This window comes from Pelagibius sp. CAU 1746 (genome assembly GCF_039839785.1).
Lineage (GTDB): Bacteria > Pseudomonadota > Alphaproteobacteria > Kiloniellales > Kiloniellaceae > Pelagibius.
In genome coordinates, this window is sequence record NZ_JBDOQT010000002.1 from 446,940 (window position 1) to 469,159 (window position 22,220).

At 66.8% G+C, this 22,220-nt stretch carries 20 protein-coding genes; 11 read left to right on the plus strand and 9 right to left on the minus strand.

The genetic code is table 11. The features are described 5' to 3' along the window. Window positions 1-264: 264 nt before the first annotated feature. Window positions 265-1,524 (plus strand): MFS transporter, encoded by a 1,260-nt coding sequence (locus tag AAFN88_RS18895; protein ID WP_347522160.1) that lies wholly within the window; start codon window positions 265-267, stop codon window positions 1,522-1,524. Between the two features lie 7 nt (window positions 1,525-1,531). Here the strand turns inward: AAFN88_RS18895 and AAFN88_RS18900 are convergent, their stop codons facing one another. Together AAFN88_RS18900 and AAFN88_RS18905 are read right to left on the minus strand one after the other, a co-directional pair. Continuing rightward, entirely contained in the window at window positions 1,532-1,741 is a 210-nt protein-coding gene (locus tag AAFN88_RS18900) for a dodecin (protein WP_347522162.1), read from the minus strand. Window positions 1,742-1,830: 89 nt separating this feature from the next. Beyond that, window positions 1,831-3,474, minus strand: a complete 1,644-nt coding sequence (locus AAFN88_RS18905) for a S41 family peptidase (protein ID WP_347522163.1) — start codon at window positions 3,472-3,474, stop codon at window positions 1,831-1,833. Between the two features lie 581 nt (window positions 3,475-4,055). Here AAFN88_RS18905 and AAFN88_RS18910 point away from each other — a divergent pair. The 9 genes from AAFN88_RS18910 to AAFN88_RS18950 all read left to right on the plus strand — a co-directional run bounded on the left by AAFN88_RS18910 (window position 4,056) and on the right by AAFN88_RS18950 (window position 13,322). Further along, window positions 4,056-5,645 (plus strand): hypothetical protein, encoded by a 1,590-nt coding sequence (locus tag AAFN88_RS18910; RefSeq protein ID WP_347522166.1) that lies wholly within the window; start codon window positions 4,056-4,058, stop codon window positions 5,643-5,645. Window positions 5,646-5,655: 10 nt separating this feature from the next. Then, window positions 5,656-6,384 carry a hypothetical protein gene (locus AAFN88_RS18915; RefSeq protein ID WP_347522167.1) on the plus strand — a complete coding sequence of 243 codons (729 nt, stop codon included), beginning with the start codon at window positions 5,656-5,658 and terminating at the stop codon, window positions 6,382-6,384. Between the two features lie 16 nt (window positions 6,385-6,400). Next, window positions 6,401-7,453 (plus strand): hypothetical protein, encoded by a 1,053-nt coding sequence (locus AAFN88_RS18920; RefSeq protein WP_347522168.1) that lies wholly within the window; start codon window positions 6,401-6,403, stop codon window positions 7,451-7,453. 285 nt (window positions 7,454-7,738) lie between these two features. Next, complete coding sequence (locus AAFN88_RS18925) at window positions 7,739-8,440, plus strand: hypothetical protein (RefSeq protein WP_347522169.1); 702 nt, start codon at window positions 7,739-7,741, stop codon at window positions 8,438-8,440. Between the two features lie 159 nt (window positions 8,441-8,599). Continuing rightward, complete coding sequence (locus AAFN88_RS18930) at window positions 8,600-9,391, plus strand: enoyl-CoA hydratase-related protein (RefSeq protein WP_347522170.1); 792 nt, start codon at window positions 8,600-8,602, stop codon at window positions 9,389-9,391. A gap of 123 nt (window positions 9,392-9,514) precedes the next feature. Then, window positions 9,515-10,618, plus strand: coding sequence for a hypothetical protein (locus AAFN88_RS18935; protein ID WP_347522171.1), 1,104 nt, complete (start codon window positions 9,515-9,517; stop codon window positions 10,616-10,618). A 35-nt stretch (window positions 10,619-10,653) separates the two neighbouring features. Continuing rightward, entirely contained in the window at window positions 10,654-11,187 is a 534-nt protein-coding gene (locus tag AAFN88_RS18940) for a redoxin family protein (protein WP_347522172.1), read from the plus strand. A 108-nt stretch (window positions 11,188-11,295) separates the two neighbouring features. Beyond that, a complete protein-coding gene (locus AAFN88_RS18945; RefSeq protein WP_347522173.1) occupies window positions 11,296-12,870 on the plus strand; it encodes an AAA family ATPase in 1,575 nt (524 codons plus the stop codon). 245 nt (window positions 12,871-13,115) lie between these two features. Continuing rightward, complete coding sequence (locus tag AAFN88_RS18950; RefSeq protein WP_347522175.1) at window positions 13,116-13,322, plus strand: hypothetical protein; 207 nt, start codon at window positions 13,116-13,118, stop codon at window positions 13,320-13,322. A 329-nt stretch (window positions 13,323-13,651) separates the two neighbouring features. On the opposite strand, the gene AAFN88_RS18955 is transcribed toward AAFN88_RS18950, so the two are convergent. The 7 genes from AAFN88_RS18955 to AAFN88_RS18985 form a co-directional block, all read right to left on the minus strand. Then, complete coding sequence (locus tag AAFN88_RS18955; RefSeq protein ID WP_347522176.1) at window positions 13,652-14,695, minus strand: proline racemase family protein; 1,044 nt, start codon at window positions 14,693-14,695, stop codon at window positions 13,652-13,654. Next, complete coding sequence (locus tag AAFN88_RS18960; protein ID WP_347522177.1) at window positions 14,674-14,910, minus strand: hypothetical protein; 237 nt, start codon at window positions 14,908-14,910, stop codon at window positions 14,674-14,676. The genes AAFN88_RS18955 and AAFN88_RS18960 overlap by 22 nt, the downstream gene beginning before the upstream one ends. 194 nt (window positions 14,911-15,104) lie before the next feature. Then, window positions 15,105-15,866, minus strand: coding sequence for an ABC transporter ATP-binding protein (locus tag AAFN88_RS18965; RefSeq protein WP_347522178.1), 762 nt, complete (start codon window positions 15,864-15,866; stop codon window positions 15,105-15,107). Further along, complete coding sequence (locus AAFN88_RS18970; protein WP_347522180.1) at window positions 15,863-16,618, minus strand: ABC transporter ATP-binding protein; 756 nt, start codon at window positions 16,616-16,618, stop codon at window positions 15,863-15,865. The genes AAFN88_RS18965 and AAFN88_RS18970 overlap by 4 nt, the downstream gene beginning before the upstream one ends. Before the next feature lie 10 nt (window positions 16,619-16,628). Beyond that, a complete protein-coding gene (locus tag AAFN88_RS18975; protein WP_347522181.1) occupies window positions 16,629-17,777 on the minus strand; it encodes a branched-chain amino acid ABC transporter permease in 1,149 nt (382 codons plus the stop codon). A gap of 1 nt (window position 17,778) precedes the next feature. Continuing rightward, the gene (locus tag AAFN88_RS18980; protein WP_347522183.1) at window positions 17,779-18,795 is read right to left on the minus strand and encodes a branched-chain amino acid ABC transporter permease; all 1,017 of its coding nucleotides are present in this window, start codon (window positions 18,793-18,795) and stop codon (window positions 17,779-17,781) included. 117 nt (window positions 18,796-18,912) lie between these two features. Further along, window positions 18,913-20,256 carry a substrate-binding protein gene (locus AAFN88_RS18985; protein WP_347522185.1) on the minus strand — a complete coding sequence of 448 codons (1,344 nt, stop codon included), beginning with the start codon at window positions 20,254-20,256 and terminating at the stop codon, window positions 18,913-18,915. Window positions 20,257-20,491: 235 nt separating this feature from the next. Between AAFN88_RS18985 and AAFN88_RS18990 the strand changes: the two genes are divergently transcribed. Beyond that, window positions 20,492-22,102 carry a short-chain fatty acyl-CoA regulator family protein gene (locus AAFN88_RS18990; protein ID WP_347522187.1) on the plus strand — a complete coding sequence of 537 codons (1,611 nt, stop codon included), beginning with the start codon at window positions 20,492-20,494 and terminating at the stop codon, window positions 22,100-22,102. Window positions 22,103-22,220 lie beyond the last annotated feature (118 nt).

Here is a 22,220-nt window from a genome sequence, read left to right on the forward strand (position 1 = left end):
TCCCGCCAGTCCAGGCCGCCAAGGCGGACCCCGGCGCTTCGGGCCCAACCGGTTCGGGTCCCACCAATTCGGGCCCCACCAATTCGGGCCCAGCCAATTTTGACAGGGACACCGCCGGACCGCCGGCAGCCCTGCGCCACCGGGGGAACAGATGCGAACAATAGGCATCCCTTCCGTTCCCAATTGGTGCTATTGGGGGAAGCTTCGTCCCGGTCCCCGTTGCGGGTCCTCCGAGACTCCGCCCTGTGATTCCGTGAGTATCCTATGGGGACCCTTCTCTCCTTCGCCGCCCTCTTCCTGTCGATCTACCTGGTGCAGCTGGGCTCCGGCTCGCTGGGGCCCCTGGACGCCCTATCCGGTGCCGTCATGGGCTTCAGCACGGAGCAGATCGGCCTGCTGGGTTCGGCGCATTTTTTCGGCTTCTTCCTCGGCTGCTACGTGACGCCGCGCCTGATCGGCAGCATTGGGCACTCGCGCGCCTTCGCGGCGGCGGCCGCCATCGGCGCCATTGGCGCGCTGCTGCACCCGATCCTCCAAGGGCCTTACGTCTGGGCGCTGCTGCGCGTCTTCACCGGTCTGGCCATTGCCGCCGCCTACACGGTGGTGGAGAGCTGGCTGCACGCCAAGACCGGCAACGACAACCGCGGCCGGGTCTACGGCGTCTTCCGCGTGGTCGACCTGGCCGGGGCGCTCTGCGCCCAAGGCCTCATCGCCTTTCTGGAACCTGCGAGCTACACCGCCTACAACCTCATCGCCATGTTCTGCTGCCTCTGCCTGCTGCCGCTGGCCCTGTCGCAGCGCGTGGCCCCGGACACGCCCAAGGCGCCGCGCCTGCGCCCGATAAAGGCGGTGATGCTGTCGCCGGCGGCGGCCCTGGGCATCGTCGTCGCCGGCGTCACCGGCGCCGGCTTCCGCATGGTGGGGCCGATCTACGGCGTCGAGAACGACCTGGACCAGGGGCAGATCGCCATCTTCCTGGCCTCGGCCATCCTGGGCGGCGTGGCCGCGCAGTACCCCGTCGGCTGGGTCGCCGACAAGACGGACAGACGTCACGTCCTGCTCGGCCTCTCGGTCCTGGCCGCCGGCAGCTGCCTGGGCATCGCCACCCTGGTGCCGCCCGGCGAGGCCGCCAGCCTCTACCTCGGGGCCTTCATCTTCGGGATCACCGCCTATCCGGTCTACTCGGTCTCCGCCGCCTACGCCAACGACCTGGCCGAACCGGACTTCATGGTCGAGCTGAACGCCGCCCTGATCTTCCTCTATTCCCTGGGGGCCATCGTCAGTCCGACGATCTCCGCATGGCTCATCGCCCTGGCCGGCCCCGAAGCCATGTTCCTCTTCATGGCCGCGGTCCACGTCATGCTGGTGGCCTTCACGCTCTACCGCATGACGCGGCGCGCCGGCACCGAACCGCGCACCCCCTACCGCTACCTGCCGCGCACCTCCATGCTGCTGGGCCGCATGTTCAAGGGGGTGAACGGCGGCCCAGGAAGCAGGAACGGGGCGAAACAGGACCGGGCCTGACCCGCCGTCAGTTCTCGTAGCGGAAGCCGAGCTTCACGCCGACCTGGTAGTGGCCGACGTCACCCTCGACGATGTGGCCCCGGATCTCCGAAACCTCGAACCACTCCAGGTTCCGAAGGCTCTTGGACGCGGTCCTGATGGCGTTGCGGATGGCGGCGTCGAGGGAGTCGGTCGAAGACCCGTAGACCTCGGTAACGGAATAGACGTGATCGGACATGGTCGGGCTCCGCTTTCTGCTGGTTGAAATCACCACCAGTCTAGCGAAAGCAGCGCCAGCCGTCGCGGGCGCCGAGTCGCTCAGTCAGTTCAGGAGCTGCGGCCCTGTTTCATTAGTCTTGCGTAAAGTTCCGGTTCGTTCAGAAGGGCCATGCCCAGCGCAACAGCCAAGTCATCGGAGTCCGGGTCGGGCGGACAGAGCGCGCGCTGCTCGGCGATTGCGACTGTATCGTCGGGCTCCATGGCACGTGCAAGCTGGGCATCCGGAATCAATCCCTCTCCCCGGCGCAGAGTACTCAGCAATCCTTGCAGCGATCCCCCTGGCAAAGACGTGCAGATCCGAGGTGTCACGCCGCGGCCCTCGATCCCATAGCCCGAAGGCGCGTGAGCGAAAGCCCAAGGAAGATTGACAATGCCCAGATTGTGAAGCGAGACATTCCGCCGAATGGTGCCGGAACCTGCGGTGCCGGCGCCAATGACAAGCGCTCGCCCGGAATCCTGAAGCGCAGCGGCAGCAATCTCTGCACCGCCAACAGTGAAAGAGTCAACAACCACGACCAGGGGCAATTGATCCGACGGATCGATCCCACCGGCTTCGATAACAGTATCGGCTCCCCTCTGTCTGCTGCGCTGCCGGACCACAACCCCATCGCTCATGAACGCAGTAACAAGGGCGCGGGCGGCCTCCGGCGACCCTCCCGGCCCTGCCATGAAACCGGCATCGATGTAGCTACCAAGACTGGACCAGTCGCGCCGCTTCGGCCCGAGAGCGACCGAAGGACTGCGCACCACGTTCGATGGCACCGGTGGCTCACCGCGCAAATCAAGCAAAATGCCCTTTGGCGGCTGGTTCCCGACATCTGTCCTTTTGGTTTCTACTGCCAAGCTCTTCGCAAGTGCACCGGCAGCAAGCTCGTTAAGAACCGGCAGGTCGTAGACCGCAACGCCGCCCGTCCGCCTGAAGGTGAAGCTGCGTGGCTCGACCAACCACCGCTGGCCCACGATCGGGGAAGGTAGCGCCTCGCCATCGCGCAGAACATTGAAGACAATCTTCGTGTCCACCGGGCCACGTAGAAGCGAGTATACCTCGAAACGCGAACGGCCTGCTGTTGCCTTGCTGTCGATATGGGTGATGACATCGTTGGTCTTCAAGCCCGCTGCATCCAGATGGCCGCGACGGTCCAGCGACACCAACCGCAGTCCCTCGGCGACCGGCACATAGGTCAGGTCGACGAGCCCGTCTATGGCAGCATAGAGATAAGCGTAGAACTCCTCTGAGGGGAAGTACCGGGAATTGCCGCCCAGGGCGCTCGCCAGGCCGTTCATGTAGCTGTCGTAGAGCCGCCGGGGTTCGATCCGCTGGAGCCGCCCAGAGCGTCCATGTACGGCAATCAGCGCCGCGCTGACGGCTTCGGCCCATTCATCAGCGCTTTCACCAGCGGGCTTGTCGAACCGATAAATCGGTTCTGTGCCGAGAGACATTGTAACGGTGCCGCCGGATTGCTCGAGAGCGAGACTGGGGTCGACAGTCGCAAGATTGGCGAGACCGGCCAACGCCATTTCAGAGACCGCCACTTCCCCATTGTAGGCTTCACCGACCTCCTCATATGCGTCGGCGAGCACCTCTTCGACTCGACCGGCGTTTTCTGCCTGCAACTCAGGCGGAAATGGCGCGACACATCCCCCTAGGAATGCCATAGCAGTCAACAACGCCAATGTGCGCAGCACAACCATCGTGTAATCTTTCCTCATTCCTATAAAACCTGAAGCTTAACTAAAGATCAGGCGCAAGGCGACTACATTTGGGACAATGCAACCTGCCAATTCAATAATCGGAATTGTGGACGTCAGAACTCCTAGAGCCGTGCCGGGGTGTCGACGAAGATCAGTTGCCGCACTGCTACGTCGGGGGCCCAGTCGAGCATCAGATCCAGCAACTCGCCGTCGCGGTCACGGCCGCCACGCACTTGATGACACGCCTGGCCACGGGGTCCGCGAGATCCCTGCCACCCCCGGCGCTTCGCGCGGAGATCAAGCGGAGATCGAAAAGGCCGGGCGGCTATCCGACAATGCCGCGTGGCGGCGGTTGCCTGCGGCTCGCCGAAGCGCATGAAATTACAGAGTACTTCCTCAGAAACGCCCCGCCCCCCGGAATCGCGCAACAAGATGCTTCGCGAATGTGCGTAGATTCACAACGGCACACGGGCGCCGCGCCCCGGCGGTGACACGGGGCTTCGGCGGTGCAGAACGGCATCGCGAGAAGCGTGAAAGACGCACACTCTGATCATGCGGTCACCGGACACAGGAGGCCCTTCATGCCCGAACAGTTCACCGAACTCGTCGAAGTCCTGAACAACAGCGAACAGGCGACCATCGTCCTGAACGCCAACAACAGCACCATCTCGCTCCTCGACAGCGGCGGCGTCGAAGTCCTGAACATCGATGCCGCCTCGGGACTGATGCGGCTGGGGACCGCGGGACAGCGCGGCGACCTCAGCCTGCGCGACGCGAGCGATCACGAAGTCTTCCGTCTCGACGGCGGCACGGCGACCCTGCGCATCGGGAACAGCGGCAATGCCGGAGAGATCAGCGTGCGCGACGGACAGGACCGGCAGGTCCTAAGCTTCAATTCGTCCAGCGCCGCGCTTTATATCGGCGCCACCGGCAACGAGGGCGATTTGGTGATCCGCGACGCCGAAAACCGCGATACACTGCATTTCAATTCCGCTGCCGCCGCCCTCTACGTGGGCGTCACCGGCAACGAGGGCGACATCTTCCTGCGGGACGGGGAAGGCCGCCAGGTCTTTCACATGAATGGCAGCAACGCGGCGCTCTATATCGGTGCGAACGGCAACGAAGGCGACATCATCGTCTATGACGGCGCGGGCCGCAGCGTGATCCATGCCGACGGCAACAATGCCTGGCTGCGCATCGGCGCCGACGGCAACGAGGGCGACATCTCGGTGGAGGACGGCGACGGCCGTCGCGTCTTCCACATGAACGGCAGCAATGCCGCAGCCTACATCGGCGCCGCCGGCAACGAAGGCGACGTGGTGATCCGGGACAACCGAGGCCGCGACATCATCCACCTGGACGGCGGCAACGCGGTCGGCTACTTCGGCGGCAGCGGCAACGAAGGCGACGTCATCGTGCGCGACAGCGCCGGCCGCGACGTCATTCACCTGAACGGCAGCAACGCCGGGCTCTACGTCGGCACAACGGGCAACGAGGGCGACGTCATCGTCCGCGACTCGTCGAATCGCGAGGTCATCCACGCTGACGGGAACAATGCCTGGCTGCGCGTCGGAATCGACGGCAACGAAGGCGACATTTCGGTCCAGGACGGCGACGGCCGGCAGGTTTTCCATCTCAACGGCAGCAACGCCGCCCTTTATGTCGGCGCCGCGGGCAACGAGGGCGACATCATCGTCCGCGACGACGCCGGCAACGACACCATCCACCTGAACGGCGCGACCGGCGACATCATCCTCAGCAACGCGGATGCCGCCGAGCAATTCGCGGTGGCCGACGAGACCGCGGCCGAACCCGGCGACGTCATGGTCATGAGCGCCGACGGGCGCCTGGAGCCTTGCAGTCGCGGCTACGACCGGCGGGTGGTCGGCGTCGTCGCCGGCGCCGGGGCCTATCGGCCGGGTATCGTGCTGAACCACAGCCCGGACCACCGGCAGATGGCCACCATTTCCATGCTCGGGCGCGCGGCCTGCAAGGTCGACGCGAGCTACGGCCCGATCGAAGTCGGCGATCTGCTGACGGCCTCCCCCACCCCGGGTCATGCGATGGCAGCGCGCGAGTCCGGCCAGGCCTTCGGCGCCGTCATCGGCAAGGCCCTGGAACCTCTCGCCGAAGGCCGTGGCCTGGTGGCCATGGTCATCGCCCTGCAATAGGAGGCGCTCCATGGCTTCTCTGCGCGCCTTGGCTCAATGTATCGGCGTCGATGGAGGCGATATCTCCATCCTCGGCCACTTCCTCGGCTTCGCGCGCTGGCGCATCCCCTCGGACCCCACCGGCGCTCCAGTCCAGATCTCGCTGAAGCGGCAGGCGCAGCGCCTGCAGGGCAAGCACCTGCACCTGAACGTCATCGCCGTCGGCTCCGACAACTTCACCGATGCCGAGTACGAGCGCATCGACTACATGATCTATAAGACGCGCAATATCTATAACCAGCGATCGCTGGGCGTGGGCCGCGTACAGCACTGGATCATCTCGGTTGCCGATGCCGACGGCCTAGACGCCCCCACCAGCAAGGGCCAGCTCGAAGAACTGACAGACCGCTGGGAGGTCGACAACAACGGCATCGACCTTTTCATCCCGCACGACATGAACATTCCCTCGGGCACGGGCATTCTGCTGGGCCGTTCGCCCAATCCGGGTCCCTGCATGAGCGATGGAAAAGACAAGAAGGGCCAGGACTCGCCGGTCAGCGGCCTCTGGGGATCGGACCAACTGGCGCGAACCTCGGCGCACGAAGTCGGTCACTACTTGGATCTCGATCACAAGAACTCCTCGCCCGACAACCTTATGTGCCAGAGTGGCAAGGCCAACAGCATTCGCAATTCCACCGACCTGACCAGCAGCCAGGGCAGCGAGATGCGCGGCCACTGCATGGTATGGAACGGCTGCTGATACCTGGGAGGGTATCATGACCACCTACCGCGACGATTCCACCGAGGCGGACCCGTTATCGATCCCCGCCGAGCGCCTTCGCGGCATGATCCGGGCTCGCGACGCGAAAACCGACCGTCAGCCCTTGCTCGCCGCCCTGAGGCTGCGCAGCGACATCACACCCGCGGAAAAGGTCGTCGACTTCGCCGCCGTGCTGCGCGACCGGGAAGAGTCGCCCTCTCTGCGGTTCACCGCCGCGGCGGAGCTGGGACGGCTGTCCACCCGCGAAAGCCGCGCGGCGCTCGCCGAAGCGCTCTCACTGGCGGCGGCGCGCGACGAACCCGAAATCGTCGTCCGCGGGGCGGCTTGCGCCCTGCTCACGGACGATGCCGCGGATCCGGAAGAGATCGCCGCCGCCATCGCCGAGCGGCCGGAATTGGCCAGGAGCCTGCGCTTCCCCTTGACGCTTTTCGCCCTGCGCCACGACCTGGCCCCGGAAGAGCTGAATGCCCCGCCGCTGGACCTGGGGAGCCTGAAAGGCACGCGCGTGAGAAAAGAGGAAGCGCGGCCCATGGCCGTCTTGCCGGCCTCACCCGAAGTCGTATCGCGCATCGCCGCGGGAGCGGCCCCGATCCTGGGCGCCGCCGAACTCGATCCCCGCACCGTCACCTGCCTGCAGTGCGGCGATCAGCAGCTCGCCGTCGCGGTCACGGCAGGCACGCTCTCCGAAAGGGGCCTGCTTCGGCTGCAACGCCGGCGGGGCGTTATCGGAGTTGTCTCGGTCCACTACCACCTGGAAAGCGATAGCTGGGAGCCCAAGTACGCGCTGACGACGCGCCCCGGTGCGAAGAAAGGGACACTGGAACTGATCCTCCTGGACACCGCAGGCACACCGGCCTTCTTGGGCGAGGCCGCCGTCAACCGCTCGGAAGTCCGCTTTTCCCTCAAGGCGCTGCGGAAGCCCGGGGCCATACCTGCCCGGCTGAAAGGCCGGGTCCGCCAGGGCCGCCTGGAATTCGACGAGGCGCTTTCCGAACTGCACAAGATCGGGCGCCGCAAGCCGCGCCGCCTGGCCCCGCCAAAGCGTTAGCCTGCAGCCAGGACAACCTCGCCGATATCTGCTTCGGTTGATTGCAACACGATAAAGTTCGCCTTGAACAAGGCAATATCGACGCCAGGCTGAAGTCGCTACCGGGCGCGCAACCGGAATGCGGTAGGTTTCCCATTTTCGCCTCCGATGCCGCGTAGTTGTCACGGTTTGAATCAACTCTTCACCAGCGATTAATGCCAGACTGGGAAGCTTTCACCGTGAGAAGCGTCGGCTTCATTGATGGGTCTCCGCAGGCAGCGGAGACGACAAAAGAGGGAGATGCGTATGACACGATACGGTAGCGCCACGAAGCTCGCCCTGGCGGCCTTGTTTGCCGCCGGCATGACAGCGGCGCCGCTTTCCGTTTCCGACGACCTGGGCCTCGATTCCGCGGCCGCCTTTGCCAAGGGCGGCAACGGTGGCGGCAACGGCGGCGGAAATGGCGGCGGCAACGGTGGGGGTAACGGTGGCGGTAACGGTGGCGGTAACGGCGGCGGCAACGGCGGCGGCAACGAATCCGCCAGCGCCAGCGGCCGCGAGGAGGCCCCCGGCCAGAACAAGCCCGAAGACGGCAGCAGGAATGGCGGCCTTGGCAGCCTGAGTGCCAGCAACGCCTCCGAGACGGCCCGCCAACATGCCGCCGAGGGCTCGCAGGTCGGCAAGATGCGCGACTACGAGAACGCGATGGCCGCCGGCGATCTGGATGCCGCCGCGGCCGCGCTTGGTTCGGCCGCCAATAAGGAGATCACACCGGAGGTGGTCCACGAGGTGAACCAGAACATAGGCATCGAGGCCACGCCGGAGGAAGAGGAAGAGGTCGCCGGAAAGGCCGAGGCGGCGCGGACCGCCGCGCCGGCCGAAGCCGAGGGTGAGCCCGGGGAAGACGGCGAGATGGCCGCGGGCGAAGGCGAAGAGGGTGACCCGGACGATGAGCCGGATGAGATCGCCCAGGCGGCCGACGAGTTGGTCGATGGCGGCGCTCAGTAATCGCTTCCTACGGCAGGCAGCCTGAACGGACGTGCAATGGCGGGGCCTTCTGGCCCCGCCGTTTTTTTTATTCCGCCCGCCTCCCGTTCCGCTCCGCTATCACGTGCCCGATCTTCGCGGTAGAAGGGAGCAGGAACAAAACGCTGCGGGAGCCGGCCCATGACCTATACCACCCTCGACTACGACGTTCGCGACGCCGTCGCCTGGATCAGCTTCAACCGGCCGGACCGCTTCAACGCCCTGGATCCGGTCATGGCCCGCGAACTCTGCGATGCGGCCAACCGCTGCAGCAGCGACCGGGGCGTGCGCGCGGCGGTATTGACCGGCAGCGGCGAACAGGCCTTCTGCGCCGGCGGCGATGTCGCCGTCTTCGGTGAACATCTCGACTCGCTGGACCTGCTGGTCAAGGAGATCACCGCCTATCTGCACGCCGCGATCTCCCGCTTCACCCGCATGCGCGCACCTCTGATCGGCGCGGTCAACGGCGTCGCCGCCGGAGCGGGTCTGGGGCTGGTTGCCGCCTGCGACCTGGTCGTCTCCGCCGAGAACGCCACCTTCACCAGCGCCTACACCCGCATCGGCCTGGCGCCCGACGGCAGCTCGACCTACTTCCTCAACCGGCTGCTGGGGCCGCGCCGGGCCATGGAGCTGTTCCTCACCAACCGCGTGCTCTCCCCGGCCGAGGCCCTCGACTGGGGCCTGGTGAACCGGGTGGTGGCCGCCGACAAGCTGGCCGAGGAGGCCGGCGCCCTGGCCCGTCAACTGGCCGAGGGGCCGACCGGCGCCCACGGCAGCGTCAAACGGCTGCTGGAGAGCGCCGCCAGCGCCGGCCTGGAGACCCAGATGGAGCTGGAGTCCCTCGCCATCGCCGCCGCCGGCGCCAGCACCGACGGCCAGGAAGGCATCCGCGCCTTTCTGGAAAAGCGGACACCGAGTTTCACCGGAGGCTGAGACCCCAGCGGCACTCCCGCAACCCTCGCCGCGGCTGGGCGGCCACAACACAGGCTTCGGCCCTTGACGTTGATAATACTGCGAGTCATTCTCATTCGCATGATTTCATCAATGGATGCCGAGATGCCAGCCAATACCGACCTGCCCGACGGCTTCGCCGGGTCGCACTTTCATCGCGCCAAGGGCGCGGCCCCGCGCCATGTCGCCAACCTGGCCTTCCCCGAGGTGCTGGTGATCTGGGCACTGCGCCGCTACGCCAACAGCCGACAGCCGGCGGAGACGCGCAGCGCCGTCGTCGCGCCGGAGTTCTCCCGCGCGCTCGGCCTCGCCCGGCTGGAGGAGACCCTGGCCGCCTTCTCGGCGCTGGCGGAGAGCCTCATGGCCGCGGCCCGCCTGCCGCAGGCGCTCTCGGTCATCGAGGACGACCGCGTCAACCCGACCGAGGAAGCCCTGCTCTCGGTGCTCGCCGCCTTCCAGCAGGGCGAGACGGCGCAAGCCCGCGCGCTGGGTGAATGGTGCCTGCTGCCGCCCGGGCGCCGCCGGTTCATCGATGGCGCCGAGCGTCTGGCGCAGAGCCTGCGCGCGGCCGGACAGATGATCCCCTACCAGGCGCCACGCCGCCGCGCGCTGATGCTATCGGGCCGGACCGATGACGCCCCGCCGATGCCCTCCGCGACAAACATGGCGGCCCTCGAGGGCGCCGAACGCGGAGTGGTGACGGCAACCCGGCTCTGGGTCGCCGCCTACCGACAGGATCAGGACGCCCTGGCCGCCGCACGGCGGCACTTCGAACGCCAATTCAACGCCTCGGACGCATTATGGGGCGACCGGCGCAGCGGCGATGCCGCCGGGCTCCACCTGCACGCCATCCTGCGCAACACCACCCTGGCGGCGAGCCGCCCGGTGGACGTGCGCTGTCCGACCTGCCCAGGCCTCTCGCCGGACGAGGCCCGCCTGCTGGAGGCGCTCGCCTGGCTGCAGCGCGACCTCGGCGAGCCCGCCGCCGCGGCGCTGGGCGATTGGCTGACGCCGGCCGCGCTGCGCCTCTCGCTGCCCGCCGCGCGCGGCCTCGCCCAGGGCCTGCTGGCGGCCGAGCAGCCGCTGCCGCCGCGCGCCTGGGATCTGGCCGCCCTGGAAGCCGCCGCCGCCGAGCCGCACCATCCCGCAAAGCCTGCCGCCGAGCCGCGCCAGGCCGACCGTCCGGCTGGCACGCCCACCCTGCATTGATTCCGATGCATCGAAGAAACCAAGGAGCGAAGAACATGCGCGAGGCCGGCGAGCGCCTGCCCCAGGTCACCTTCAAACTGCGCCAAGACGGTGCCTGGTCGGAGAAGACCAGCGACAGTCTCTTCCGCGGCCGCCGCGTGGTGCTCTTCGCCCTGCCCGCGGCTTTTTCCACCACCTGTAGCGCACGACACCTGGCTGGCTACGTCGCCCTGGCGCGCAACATTCGCGCCATGAGCATCGACGAAATCTTCTGCCTTGCCGTCAACGACGCCTTTGTCATGAATGCCTGGGCGCGCGACCAGGGCCTCGCCGGCGAAGTCACCCTGCTGCCCGACGGCAGCGGCGCCTTCACGCGCGAGATGGGCATGCTGACCGACAGGTCGGCAGAGGGCTATGGCCAACGATCCCGACGCTACTCCCTGTTGGCCGACGACGGCACCATCGAGCGGATCTTCGTGGAAAGCCGGGAGGGCGGCATGAATGCGCTGGACGTCAGCGACGCCATCACCATGCTCGACCATCTGGATGACCGGCGGCTGGCCGCCCGCCAGCGCGTCGCTGCCGAATAGGTCGCTCCGGGCTCAAGCCTTGACGGCCCCGGCTTGAGGCATCTCAATGCCGCTCCGGCTGCGGCTGCTAGGTTGCCCGCAGCCAGGACGAAACCAGCGGAGAGGGCCTTGCCGAGCAAAGCGGCGCCGAAGACGGCAACCCATGTGACCGGCGACCAGAGCGCCGTCCTGCGTCTGCTTGCCGATCCGGCAACCTATGGCCCGGAGGTGAAATCGGTCGAACGCATCGACACCCACGGCGCCGTAGTCTTCCTGGCGGGACCACGCGCCTACAAGATCAAACGCGCCGTCGCCTATCCCTATATGGACTTCTCGACCCTGGAGAGGCGGCACCGCTTCTGCCTGCAAGAGCGCACAACAAACACGCGCAGCGCGCCGGGACTCTATCTCGATGTGGTTCCGGTCACCGAAACCGACGGCCGTCTGTGCCTGGACGGGGATGGAGAACCCGTCGAGTGGGTGCTGGTCATGCGCCGCTTCGAGCAGGACTGCCTGCTGAGCTCCCTGGCGCGGGCCGGCGAGTTGACGCCGGAGATCATGACCGCCCTGGCCGACGCCATCGCCGCTTTCCACGAAAAAGCGGAGGTCCGCCGCGGCCGCGCCGCCGGCGCCGGGGCCATGACCTGGGTGGTGCGCGAAAACGGCGAGGAATTCCTGGAACGCCAAGACATCTTCAATCGCGGCGATGCGGAAAGACTGACCCGGGCGGCCCTGTCGGAGATCGACCGCCTGGCGGCGCTCCTCGATGCCCGCGCGGAGGTCGGGCGGGTGCGGCTCTGCCACGGCGACCTGCACCTGCGCAACGTGGTGCTGCTGGACGGTAGGCCGGCCCTCTTCGACGCCATCGAGTTCAACGACGCCATCGCCTGCATCGACGTCCTCTACGACCTCGCCTTCCTGCTGATGGACCTGGACCACCGCGGCTTGAGGCCCTTCGCCAACCTGGTGCTGAACCGCTACCTGGAGCAGACGGAGGAGGCCGGGGCCCTGGCTTTGCTGCCGCTCTTCCTCGCCACCCGCGCGGCGGTAAGGGCCAAGGTGGCGGCCAGCCTGGAAGCGGTCGGCGAAACCGAGCCCGCGAAGCTGCAACACCGCGCCGAGGCCGCGGCCTACTTCCAGCGCGCCGCCAGCTACCTGACGCCAGAGAAGGCCCGCCTGGTCGCCGTCGGCGGCCTTTCGGGCAGCGGCAAGACCACCCTCGCCCGTGCCCTGGCGCCGGCGCTGGGCCGCGCGCCCGGCGCCCTGCACCTACGCAGCGACGTGCTGCGCAAGCGCCTGGCCGGGGCGGCGGAGCTGGAGCGGCTGCCCCCCGCGGCTTACACCCAAGAGGCCAGCGACCGCGTCTATGCCGAACTGCACGAACGCGCCGCCGCCGCCCTGCGGAGCGGCCAGTCGGTCATCGTCGACGCGGTCTTCGCCAAGCCCGCGGAGCGGGATGCAGTGGCGCGAACCGCGGCCCAGGCCGGGGCCGAATTTACCGGGCTGTGGCTGGACGCCGCGCCGGAGACCCTCACCGCCCGAGTGACACAACGCCGGGGCGATGCTTCCGACGCCGATGCCGCGGTGGTCGAGCGGCAACTCGCCTACGACCTGGGACGCATCGACTGGCCCCGCCTGGAGGCCGGCCGTCCGCTTCGCGAATTGCAGCGCGCGGCCACACGGATCCTGACCGCCGTTCCCTGATTTCCGTCTCGCCTTTGCCGCTTGTTAACTTCAGCGTGCGAGGGTCCAAGCAGGTCCCGGCAGCGCCGCCGCCCGCCTCGCCATGCGGAAAACGCAGAGGCGGGTCGCGCAAAGGGAGCTTGCCGCAACGGCAGCCTTTCCTTACGGAACGGCGCCGCCCGAGACGGGCGCACCTCCGGGAAGAAAGGCCGCCGTTCGCCGTCTATCCGGTGAGAACTTTGGTAGCGATTAGGAGTAGCGTCAGGATGACTTCCATAGCGGCAGGTAGCGGCCACAGCGGCCAGGACCCCGAGGAAGCAGAGCAACAAAACACGCCCCGCGCCGGGGACCTTGCGGCACTGGCCCGCGACCTGGTGGACAAAGTGGGCATCGAGGGAGCCATCCGCTATTGCAGCAGCCTGGGCTGGCGCGGCGTCCTGGACCAGGTCGAGCTTCTGCGCCGCAGCCACTAGGTCGATCCACGATCCGGTGGACTCATCCGATCGAGGAAGAACTGATCAGTCCTAGAAGGTTAGAGCAGTTTGTCCGCGGCCGCCTGGACGCGGGCCGATCCTGCGGGGAACCTGGGCACGCCGCTGCCCTTTAGAGGCAGCGCTTCCCACTCCGGGCTACTCCCTCTGCCCAGCTTGAGACCATAGCCGCCCCAACGCAGACTGGTCCCCACGCCGAACGCGATGAAGCCTCATCGGAAGTCTTCTTCGGCGTGTCCGTTTTTTGCCCGACACTCCCTGTTTCGACGACTCCCCCGGCGTTCGCGCGCCGGGGCCTTCTTCAGCGACACTCAGTCCAGCAGGAACCCCTCGGCGAGGGGATCCTCGGGCTCCAGAGTGAACCGCGCCTCGCCGTGGTAGTGGGCCTGGCCGGAAACTTCGACCGTGACGGCGCGATAGGGCCCGGCGCGGGTCTCCTCCACCGCGGTGCCGGTGAAGCGCGCGCCGGTCAGGCTCTCGAAGCGGCGCGCCTGCCCGAGGCCGATCTCGCCGCGGGTCCACTGCAGGGCGAGCCGCGCGGAGACGCCGGAGCCGGTCGGGCTGCGGTCCACTTGGCGGCCGGCGAAGACGCAGGCGTTGCGCGTTGGCGCCTCGTCGTCGTAGGCGTCACGCCCGTCGGTGAAGATGGTCCCGTAGAGGAAGGCCAGGTCCTGGTCGTCGGGATGCGAGAGGCGCACTTGCATCGCCGCGGCCCGGGTAATCGCCTCGCCGGCGTCGGCCAGCAGGCGCGCCGGGCAGTTATAGAGATCCAGCCCGATGTTGTCCGCCGCGAGGATGGCATAGAAGGCGCCGCCGTAGGCGATGTCGACCTGCAGCGGCCCCCACTCCACGGTGTCGACCACCAGTTCGCGGGCGAAGACGAAGGCGGGAACCGAGCGAAAACTGACGGCGCCGCTTTTGCGCCCCGCCTCACCGCTCTCCACGGCGACGCGGGCGCGCACCAGCCCGCAGGGCGTCTGGATGGCTACCTCGGTCTCCGGCTCCTTCACTTCCACCAGGCCCGAGTCCACCGCCCAGCGCCCCAGGGCCATGATGGCGTGGCCGCACATGGTGGAATATCCCTCGCCGTGCAGGAACAGGACCGCCAGGTCGGCTTCCGGATCGTCGGGCTCCACCAGCACCGCCCCGTACATCTCCGCATGGCCGCGCGGCTCGTGCATCAGCAGACGGCGGAAGGTGTCGTGATTGGCCAGGGCGTCGCGCCGCTTGTCCAGCAGGCGGCGTCCCTTCAGCTTGGGATAGCCGGACGTGACGATACGCAGCGGCTCACCGCCGGTGTGCATCTCGATGGTGGTGACTTCGAAAGCGCCGGCTAGAAAAGGCGTTGAGGCCATGCTTCGTTCCGCTCGACCGAGGTCGGCTCGTCATAGAATCCCACCCGGCGGCTCTCTTCGCCCGCCAGCGGGCGGGCGTGGCAGTCGACCTCCGCCAGGGTGCGGTAACAGGGCCGCTCCGCATAGCTCAGGGCCGGAAAGGGCTCGGCCGCACAGCCGGCCAGCAGCAGCGCCGCCCCGGCCGCTGCCGTTATCGTCGGAATGGTCTTGGCCACCTTGCGTTCTCCTTCTACGGAGGGTTGAGGAGGGTCCCCGACAGCATAACCCACGGGAGGCGACGGTTGGCAAGCCGGAATAGGCCCGGAAATGGGACGGGAGGAAGCCGAACCGAGCGAGGCGCGCCGTGCTTCCCGCGCGGCGCGCCTCCTCCCCCCGGGAAATGGCTTTCCCCGCGGGGAAAGCCCGCCGGTCAGATGGCCAGGTACTGGTGCCGCAGGTCCTCGTCGTCCAGCACCGCCTGGGCGGTGCCGTCGAAGACCACTTGGCCCATGTCGAGAATGATCGCCCGGTCGGCCAGATGCAGGGCCGCGATGGCGTTCTGCTCGACGATGATGGTGGTCAGCCCCAGGGACTTGATCTCTTCGACGATCTTCTCGATTTCCTGCACGATGACCGGCGCCAGGCCCTCGTAGGGCTCGTCCAGGAGCAGCAGCTTCACGTCGCGCGCCAGGGTGCGCGCTACCGCCAGCATCTGCTGCTCGCCGCCGGACAGCGTCACACCCTCCTGCTTGCGGCGCTCGGCCAGGCGCGGGAAATGCTCGAAAAGGCGCTCGATGGTCCAGCCGTGCGGCTTTTCGATCTGCGCCAGCTGCAGGTTCTCCTCCACCGTCAGGCCGGGAATGATGCGCCGGTCCTCCGGGACCAGCCCGACGCCGACGCGGGCCGCCTGATAGGCCTGCATCTCGTGCAGCGGCTGGTGGTCCAGCCAGACCTCGCCGTGGGTCAGGTGCGGCTCGGCCAGGCGCGCGATGGTGCGCAGGGTCGAGGTTTTGCCCGCGCCGTTGCGGCCCAGCAGGGCGACGATCTCGCCTTCATGGATATTGAAGCTGACGTCCTGGACGATGTAGCTCTCGCCGTAGTAGGCCTTGAGTCCCCAGGCCGAGAAATAGGCCGGCTGCGACGCGGCGCGCGAGGCCAGGGCCGCCGACTGGAATTGGCTGTGCAGACTCATAGGTGGGCCCCTCCCAGATAGGCATCGCGCACGCGCTGGTCGCCCTTGATCTCCTCCGGCGCGCCTTCGGCGATGATGGTGCCCTGGGCCATCACCGAAATACGGTGCGCCAGGGAGAACACCACATGCATGTCGTGCTCGATGACGATCTTGGTGATGCCGCGCTCGCCGATGCGCTTCAGCAGATCGATGGTGTCGTTGGTATCGCCGCGCGACATGCCGGCCGTCGGCTCGTCGAGCAGCAGCAGCTTGGGGTCCTGCACCAGGCACATGGCCAGCTCCAGGCGCCGCTTGTCTCCGCGCGACAGGTAGTCGGCCTTCATGTCCTTCTTGTCGATCAGGTTGACGTCTTCCAGCAGGTGTTCGGCCTTTTCGGTGACCTCCGCCTGGCCGTCGACCCGGCCCCAGCCGTTCAGCTTGAAGGCGCCGTCGCGCTTGGCCAGCGTTGGAATCATCATGTTCTGCAGCAAGGTCAGGTCGCCGAAGATCTCCGGCGTCTGAAACACGCGGCAGACCCCGACCTGGTTGATCTGGTGCGGCGCCAGCCCCAGCAGCGAGGTTCCGTTGAAATCGACGCTGCCGGTGTCCGGCTCCAGGCGGCCGACGAAGCAGTTCAGCAGGGTCGACTTGCCCGCGCCGTTGGGGCCGATGATGGCGTGCACGCTGCCCTGTTCCACCGTCAGGTTGACGTCGTTGAGGGCGCGCAGACCGGCGAAGCTTTTGTGAACGCCTTTGACTTGAAGAATGCTCATGATACGGCCCTCACTCGGCGGAATGCGGCTGCTGGACCGCGGCCGGCGCTGCGGCGTCGGGCCGCCGGCGCGCGAAGTCGGTCAGCTTTCCCAGCCCTTCGATGACCCCGCCCGGCATGAAGATGACGATCAGCATGAAGACCGCCCCGAGCGTCAGGTGCCAGCCTTCGCCGACGAAGAGGCCGAGCACGCCGGCGACCGGCTCGGCCAGCCAATCCGGCAGGAAATCGAAGGCGCTGAGCAGCGCTGCCTCGTGGAACGACGAGAAGATGTTCTCGAAGTACTTGATGATGGCCGCGCCCAGCACCGGGCCGAGCAGCGTGCCCGCGCCGCCCAGGATCGTCATCAGCACCACTTCGCCGGAGGCGGTCCACTGCATCCGCTCGGCCCCCGCCAGCGGGTCCGTCACGGCCATCAGCGAGCCGGCCAGGCCGGCGTACATGCCCGAGATGACGAAAGCCGCCAGGGCATAAGGCCGCGTATTGACGCCGATGTAGTTGAGGCGGTTCTGGTTCGACTTGATCGCCGAGAGCATCATGCCGAAGGGCGAGCGGGCGATGCGCAGGGCGATGATGAAGCCGATGATCAGCAGGACGGCGCAGAAGTAGAAGCCGACGTAGCCCTGCATTTCGAAGCCGAAGAGGTTCGTCACCGGCAATCCGGCCTCCGGCACCACGCCGATGGCGCGGTCGATGACCCGCGGGTCCTGCTGGCTGAGCTGCAGGCCGGTCTCGCCGTTGGTGATCGGCGTCAGCACCGAATAAGCCAGGTTGTAGGACATCTGCGCGAAAGCCAGCGTGAGGATCGAGAAGTAGATGCCCGAGCGGCGCAGGCTGATGTAGCCGATCAGCGCCGCGAAGACACCGGCCAGCAGGGTGCCGAAGATCACCGCCGGAATGACGTTCATGGTCAGCAGCTTGAACGACCAGACCGCCGTGTAGGAGCCGACCCCCAGGAAGGCGGCATGGCCGAACGACAGGTAGCCGGTGAAGCCGAAGAGAATGTTGAAGCCGATGGCGAAGAGCCCGAAGATCGCGAACTTCTGCATAAGGTCGGGATAGGCCGCGCCGATCGGCTGAAGCCAGATCGGCATGGTCAGCACCGCCGCCGCGAAGAGGCCGCTCAGGATAACGTCCTGCCGTGCGTTCTGTGACTGCATGTCAGCTCTCCATCACACCCTTGCGGCCCATCAGGCCACGCGGGCGAACCAGCAGGATCACAACGGCGACCAGATAGATGATGATCTGATCGATGCCGGGGAAAATCGATTTGATCTCGGTCATCGAGGCAAAGGACTGCAGGATGCCCAGCAGAAAGCCCGCGGCAACTGCGCCGGGCAGCGAGCCCATGCCGCCGACCACCACGACGACGAAGGACAGCACCAGGAAATCCATGCCCATGTGATAGTCCGGCGGCAGGATGGGCGTGTACATGACGCCCGCCAGCCCGGCCACCACCGCGGCGATGCCGAAGACGATGGTGAAGCGGCGCTCGATGTTGATGCCCAGCAGGCCGACCGTCTCGCGGTCCTGCATCCCCGCGCGCACCACCATGCCGAAAGTGGTGAACTGCAGGAAGGCGAAGACCAGGCCGATGATGGCCAGGGAGAAGGCGAGATAGACCAGGCGCCACCAGGGATAGACCACGCCCTGTCCGAGGCCGAACAGCAGGCCGATGTCGGCGCTGCCGGAGACCACGTCGGGCGCCGGCTGCGGGATCGGGTTCGCGCCGAAGACCGTCTTTATGATCTCCTGCAGCACGATGGCCAGGCCGAAGGTCACCAGGATCTGCTCGGCGTGGCTGCGCTTGTAGAAGAAGCGGATCAGGCCGCGCTCCATCGCGAGGCCGATCAACAGCATGGCGGGAATGGCCAGAAGAATGGCCAGCGGCACCGAGTAGTCGATGATCGCCTTGCCGCTGTCGCCCAGCCATATCTCCAGATAAGGCACTTCCTTGTAAGCGTCGAAGAAGGTGACGCTTTCGTCCTTGATCCGCTTGGACAGCGTCAGGAGCTGCTGCAGGCTGACCGCGCAGAAGGCGCCCAGCATGAACAGCGCGCCGTGGGCGAAGTTGACCACGCCCAGGGTGCCGAAAATCAGCGTCAGGCCCAGCGCGATGAGGGCGTAGGCCCCGCCCTTGTCGAGACCGTTCAGGATTTGCAGAAGGATTGCGTCCATAGCCAATCACCCATTGTCTTGCCCCCTCCCCGGCGGGCAGCTGCCGGAGAGGGAACAAGATACAGCGCATGCCGGCCGTCTTTCGGGACAGCCGGCACACACGACTTTCGACGCGACTCAGACCTCGTAGGGGCCGAGCTCGCCACCGAAGATCGACGGGTCGTACTCGACCTGGCTGCGCGGCACTTCCTGCACCACTTCCAGCAGGTCGAACTGGCTGGTCGGGTTTTCGTTGCCACGCACCACCAGCACGTCCTTGAAGCACTGGTGGTCTTCCGCGCGGTACAGCGTCTTGCCGTTGCCCATGCCGTCGAACTCGAAGCCTTCCAGCGCCTTGATGACTTCCGGCGGATAGAAGGTGCCCGCGGTCTCGCAGGCGTTGGCATAGAGCAGCGTCTGCACATAGCAGGTGTGCGCGGCCTGCGACGGCGGGAAGCCGTACTCCTGGCCGAAGGACTTCACGAAGGCCTGCGAGCCCGCGTCCTGCAGCGACCAGTTCCAGTTGGTCGAGCCCAGGATGCCCTTGATGTTCTCGCCGGCGCCCTGCGCCATGAGGCGGGAGAACAGCGGAACCACGATCTCGAAGTTCTTGCCGTTCGCCTGCTTGTCGCGCAGGCCGAACTGAACCGCCTGGGTCAGGGAGTTGACCATGTCCTTGCCGTAGTGGTTCAGGATCAGCACGTCGGCGCCGGAGTTGAGCACCGGCGTGATGTACTGCGAGAAGTCACCGGCGCCCAGCGGGGTCTTGACCGCCGCGACGGTCTCCCAGCCCAGGCCTTCGGTGGTGTTCTTGATCGACTCTTCCTGGGTCCAGCCCCAGGTGTAGTCGGCGGTCAGGTGATAGGCGCGGCGGTCGGAGCCCATCTCTTTCTGCAGCACCGGGCCGAGCGCGGCGCCCGACATGTAGGCGTTGAAGAAGTGACGGAAGCCATAGCGGCGCTTGTCCTTGCCGGTGGTGTCGTTGGAGTGCGTCAGGCCGCACATGAAGACGATGCCCATCTCCTGCGCCAGCGACTGCTGGGCGATGGCGACGCCGGAGGACGAGCCGCCGGAGTACATGATGACCCCGTCCTTCTCGATCATGCGGCGGGCCGAGGCGCGGGCCGCATCGGACTTGGTCTGGGTGTCGCCGGTCACGTAGGTGACCTTCTTGCCCAGGATGCCGTTCCCCTTGAGCGCCTTCGGCGTCATGGTGTTCAGCATGCCGCCGTCGCCCTCGCCGTTGATGTGCTTCACCGCCAGCTGGTAGGCGCGCAGTTCGTCCGCGCCTTCGTCGGCATAGGCGCCGGTCTGCGGCACGTTGAAACCGAAAGGCACGGTGGCGTTGCTGCCCGGATTGTTCCGGAACTCGGCACCGAAGGCATGACGCACGAAAACCGTCGGCGCCAGGGCGGCGCCGGTCAGCGCCGCGCCGCCCTTGAGCACCGTACGGCGGCTAAAACCATTGGGGAATTTGACCATGTTGTTCCTCCCAGTTTCTTCTTTTTTGGGTAGCCCGCCGGAGGTTTCCGGCGGGCGGAGCGCGGGGCTAACGCGCAACGATTCCGTAAAGAAAGCTAACCGAGATCAGTCAATTCAACAATAAGTCATTGTTCTTCAAAAGATTTTCTGTAAAAACTGCTGGACAAGAAAATCCCTTTCTGTAAAATGTTTACATTGCGGCGCACAAAGTTTCGTGAAACGAGAGGCTTACGCCATGCCCACCCCACTCATCGGGTTGAGAATCCGCGAGCGCCGCAAGGAACTCGGCCTCACTCAAACCGAGCTGGCCGCGCGTATCGGCATCTCCGTCTCCTACCTGAACCTCATCGAGCACAACAAACGCAGCATCGGCGGCCGCCTGCTGCTGCAGATCGCCGAAGAACTGGACGTCGGGCTGGAGATGCTGGACGGCGCCACGGAGCGCCGCCTGGTCGGCGACCTCAACGAAGCTCTGGCCGAGCCGCTGTTCGACCAGTTGCGGCTCGACCCGGCCAGCATCGGCGATCTGGTCGGCCGCCACCCCGAATGGGCGCAGGCACTGGTCACTCTGCACCGCGCCTTTCTCGACCGCTCCCAGGCTATGCATGCCCTCGCCGACCGTCTCAATCAGGACCCCTTCCTGGGCGACGCCATCCACCGCATCCTCACCAACGTCTCGGCGATCCGCTCGATCTCGGAGATTCTGACATCGGTCGAAGATGTCGACGCCGCCCAGCAGCACCGCTTCCACACCATCCTCTCCGAGGAAAGCGCGCGCCTGTCGAGCGCGGCCCAGGGGCTCTCGACTTTCTTCGACAAGGCCCACACCGCCACGCGCTCGACCACTCCAACCGAGGAGGTCGACGACTTCATTCTGGAGAACCGCGCCCACTTTCCAGTCCTGGAGGACGCCGCCAAGCGGCTGCGCCGCCGGTTGGGCGCGCACCCGCGGGTCATGGAGGAGCGTATGCTGGAGGTGCTGGCCGAAGATCACGGCCTGCACATCAGCCACGCCTCGCCGGATAACGAGAGCCACTACGCCTCGCGCGCGCCGCTGCGCTACAGCCCGCACAACAAGCGTGTTCTGCTGCTGGACAGCGCCCCCGCCGCCGGCAGGCGCTTCGCCCTGGCGCGGCTGCTGGCCCGGTTGGACTTCGCCGGCGAGATCGGAGGCATCATCTCCGCCAGCGCCACGATGACCACCCCGGCCGCGCGCGAGCGGGCGGCCGCCGCTCTGCAGTCCTACTGCGCCGGCGCCGCCCTCATGCCTTACGACAGCTTCCTGGAAGACGCGGTCAAGGCACGCTACGACATCGACCTGCTGCGGCGCGCCTACGGCACGAGCGTCGAGCAGGTCTGTCATCGCCTGGTGACCCTGCGCCGTCCGGGAAGCGAAGGCATCCCCTTTGCCTTCCTGCGCTCCGATCCCGCCGGCTACGTGACCAAGCGTTTTCCCCTGCCCAACCTGCCGCTGCCGCGCTACGGCGGCGCCTGCCCGCTGTGGGCCGTCTACCGGGCCTTTCAGATGCCGGAGACGGTCGTCAGCCAGCTCGCCGAATTCCCCAGCGGCGACCGCTTCCTCTTCGTCTCCCGCGCCGTGACCAAGGGCGACGCCGCCTACGGCCAGCCGCGCCACCTGCTGTCGATCATGCTGGCCTGCGAGGCGCTCTATGCCGACCAAACGGTTTACGGCGACCGCCTCGACCTCTCCGCGGCGGCCCCGGCCGACCGTGTCGGCGCCACCTGCCGGCTTTGCGCGCGCGGCGATTGCCCGCAGCGCCAGGAAGATGTGATCATCAAGTCGCCGCCTCCCGGCCTCGGCGGAGCCGGCCCGGCTGCCGCGTGAGGCCGTCGCCGGAGCGGCCGAGACGATTGTTGGCCCCGCTTGCGGCAGCCTGTGCTACATCAAGGCCGCCCTCCGGGCAGCGGGGCTAAATGACAAAGGAGCGGCGTCCGAAGAAGCG

Coding starts and splice junctions, on each gene's coding strand:
- AAFN88_RS18895 (WP_347522160.1), top strand. CDS start 265: ATGGGGACCCTTCTCTCCTTCGCCGCCCTCTTCCTGTCGATCTACCTG.
- AAFN88_RS18900 (WP_347522162.1), bottom strand. CDS start 1,741: ATGTCCGATCACGTCTATTCCGTTACCGAGGTCTACGGGTCTTCGACC.
- AAFN88_RS18905 (WP_347522163.1), bottom strand. CDS start 3,474: ATGGTTGTGCTGCGCACATTGGCGTTGTTGACTGCTATGGCATTCCTA.
- AAFN88_RS18910 (WP_347522166.1), top strand. CDS start 4,056: ATGCCCGAACAGTTCACCGAACTCGTCGAAGTCCTGAACAACAGCGAA.
- AAFN88_RS18915 (WP_347522167.1), top strand. CDS start 5,656: ATGGCTTCTCTGCGCGCCTTGGCTCAATGTATCGGCGTCGATGGAGGC.
- AAFN88_RS18920 (WP_347522168.1), top strand. CDS start 6,401: ATGACCACCTACCGCGACGATTCCACCGAGGCGGACCCGTTATCGATC.
- AAFN88_RS18925 (WP_347522169.1), top strand. CDS start 7,739: ATGACACGATACGGTAGCGCCACGAAGCTCGCCCTGGCGGCCTTGTTT.
- AAFN88_RS18930 (WP_347522170.1), top strand. CDS start 8,600: ATGACCTATACCACCCTCGACTACGACGTTCGCGACGCCGTCGCCTGG.
- AAFN88_RS18935 (WP_347522171.1), top strand. CDS start 9,515: ATGCCAGCCAATACCGACCTGCCCGACGGCTTCGCCGGGTCGCACTTT.
- AAFN88_RS18940 (WP_347522172.1), top strand. CDS start 10,654: ATGCGCGAGGCCGGCGAGCGCCTGCCCCAGGTCACCTTCAAACTGCGC.
- AAFN88_RS18950 (WP_347522175.1), top strand. CDS start 13,116: ATGACTTCCATAGCGGCAGGTAGCGGCCACAGCGGCCAGGACCCCGAG.
- AAFN88_RS18955 (WP_347522176.1), bottom strand. CDS start 14,695: ATGGCCTCAACGCCTTTTCTAGCCGGCGCTTTCGAAGTCACCACCATC.
- AAFN88_RS18965 (WP_347522178.1), bottom strand. CDS start 15,866: ATGAGTCTGCACAGCCAATTCCAGTCGGCGGCCCTGGCCTCGCGCGCC.
- AAFN88_RS18970 (WP_347522180.1), bottom strand. CDS start 16,618: ATGAGCATTCTTCAAGTCAAAGGCGTTCACAAAAGCTTCGCCGGTCTG.
- AAFN88_RS18975 (WP_347522181.1), bottom strand. CDS start 17,777: ATGCAGTCACAGAACGCACGGCAGGACGTTATCCTGAGCGGCCTCTTC.
- AAFN88_RS18980 (WP_347522183.1), bottom strand. CDS start 18,795: ATGGACGCAATCCTTCTGCAAATCCTGAACGGTCTCGACAAGGGCGGG.
- AAFN88_RS18985 (WP_347522185.1), bottom strand. CDS start 20,256: ATGGTCAAATTCCCCAATGGTTTTAGCCGCCGTACGGTGCTCAAGGGC.
- AAFN88_RS18990 (WP_347522187.1), top strand. CDS start 20,492: ATGCCCACCCCACTCATCGGGTTGAGAATCCGCGAGCGCCGCAAGGAA.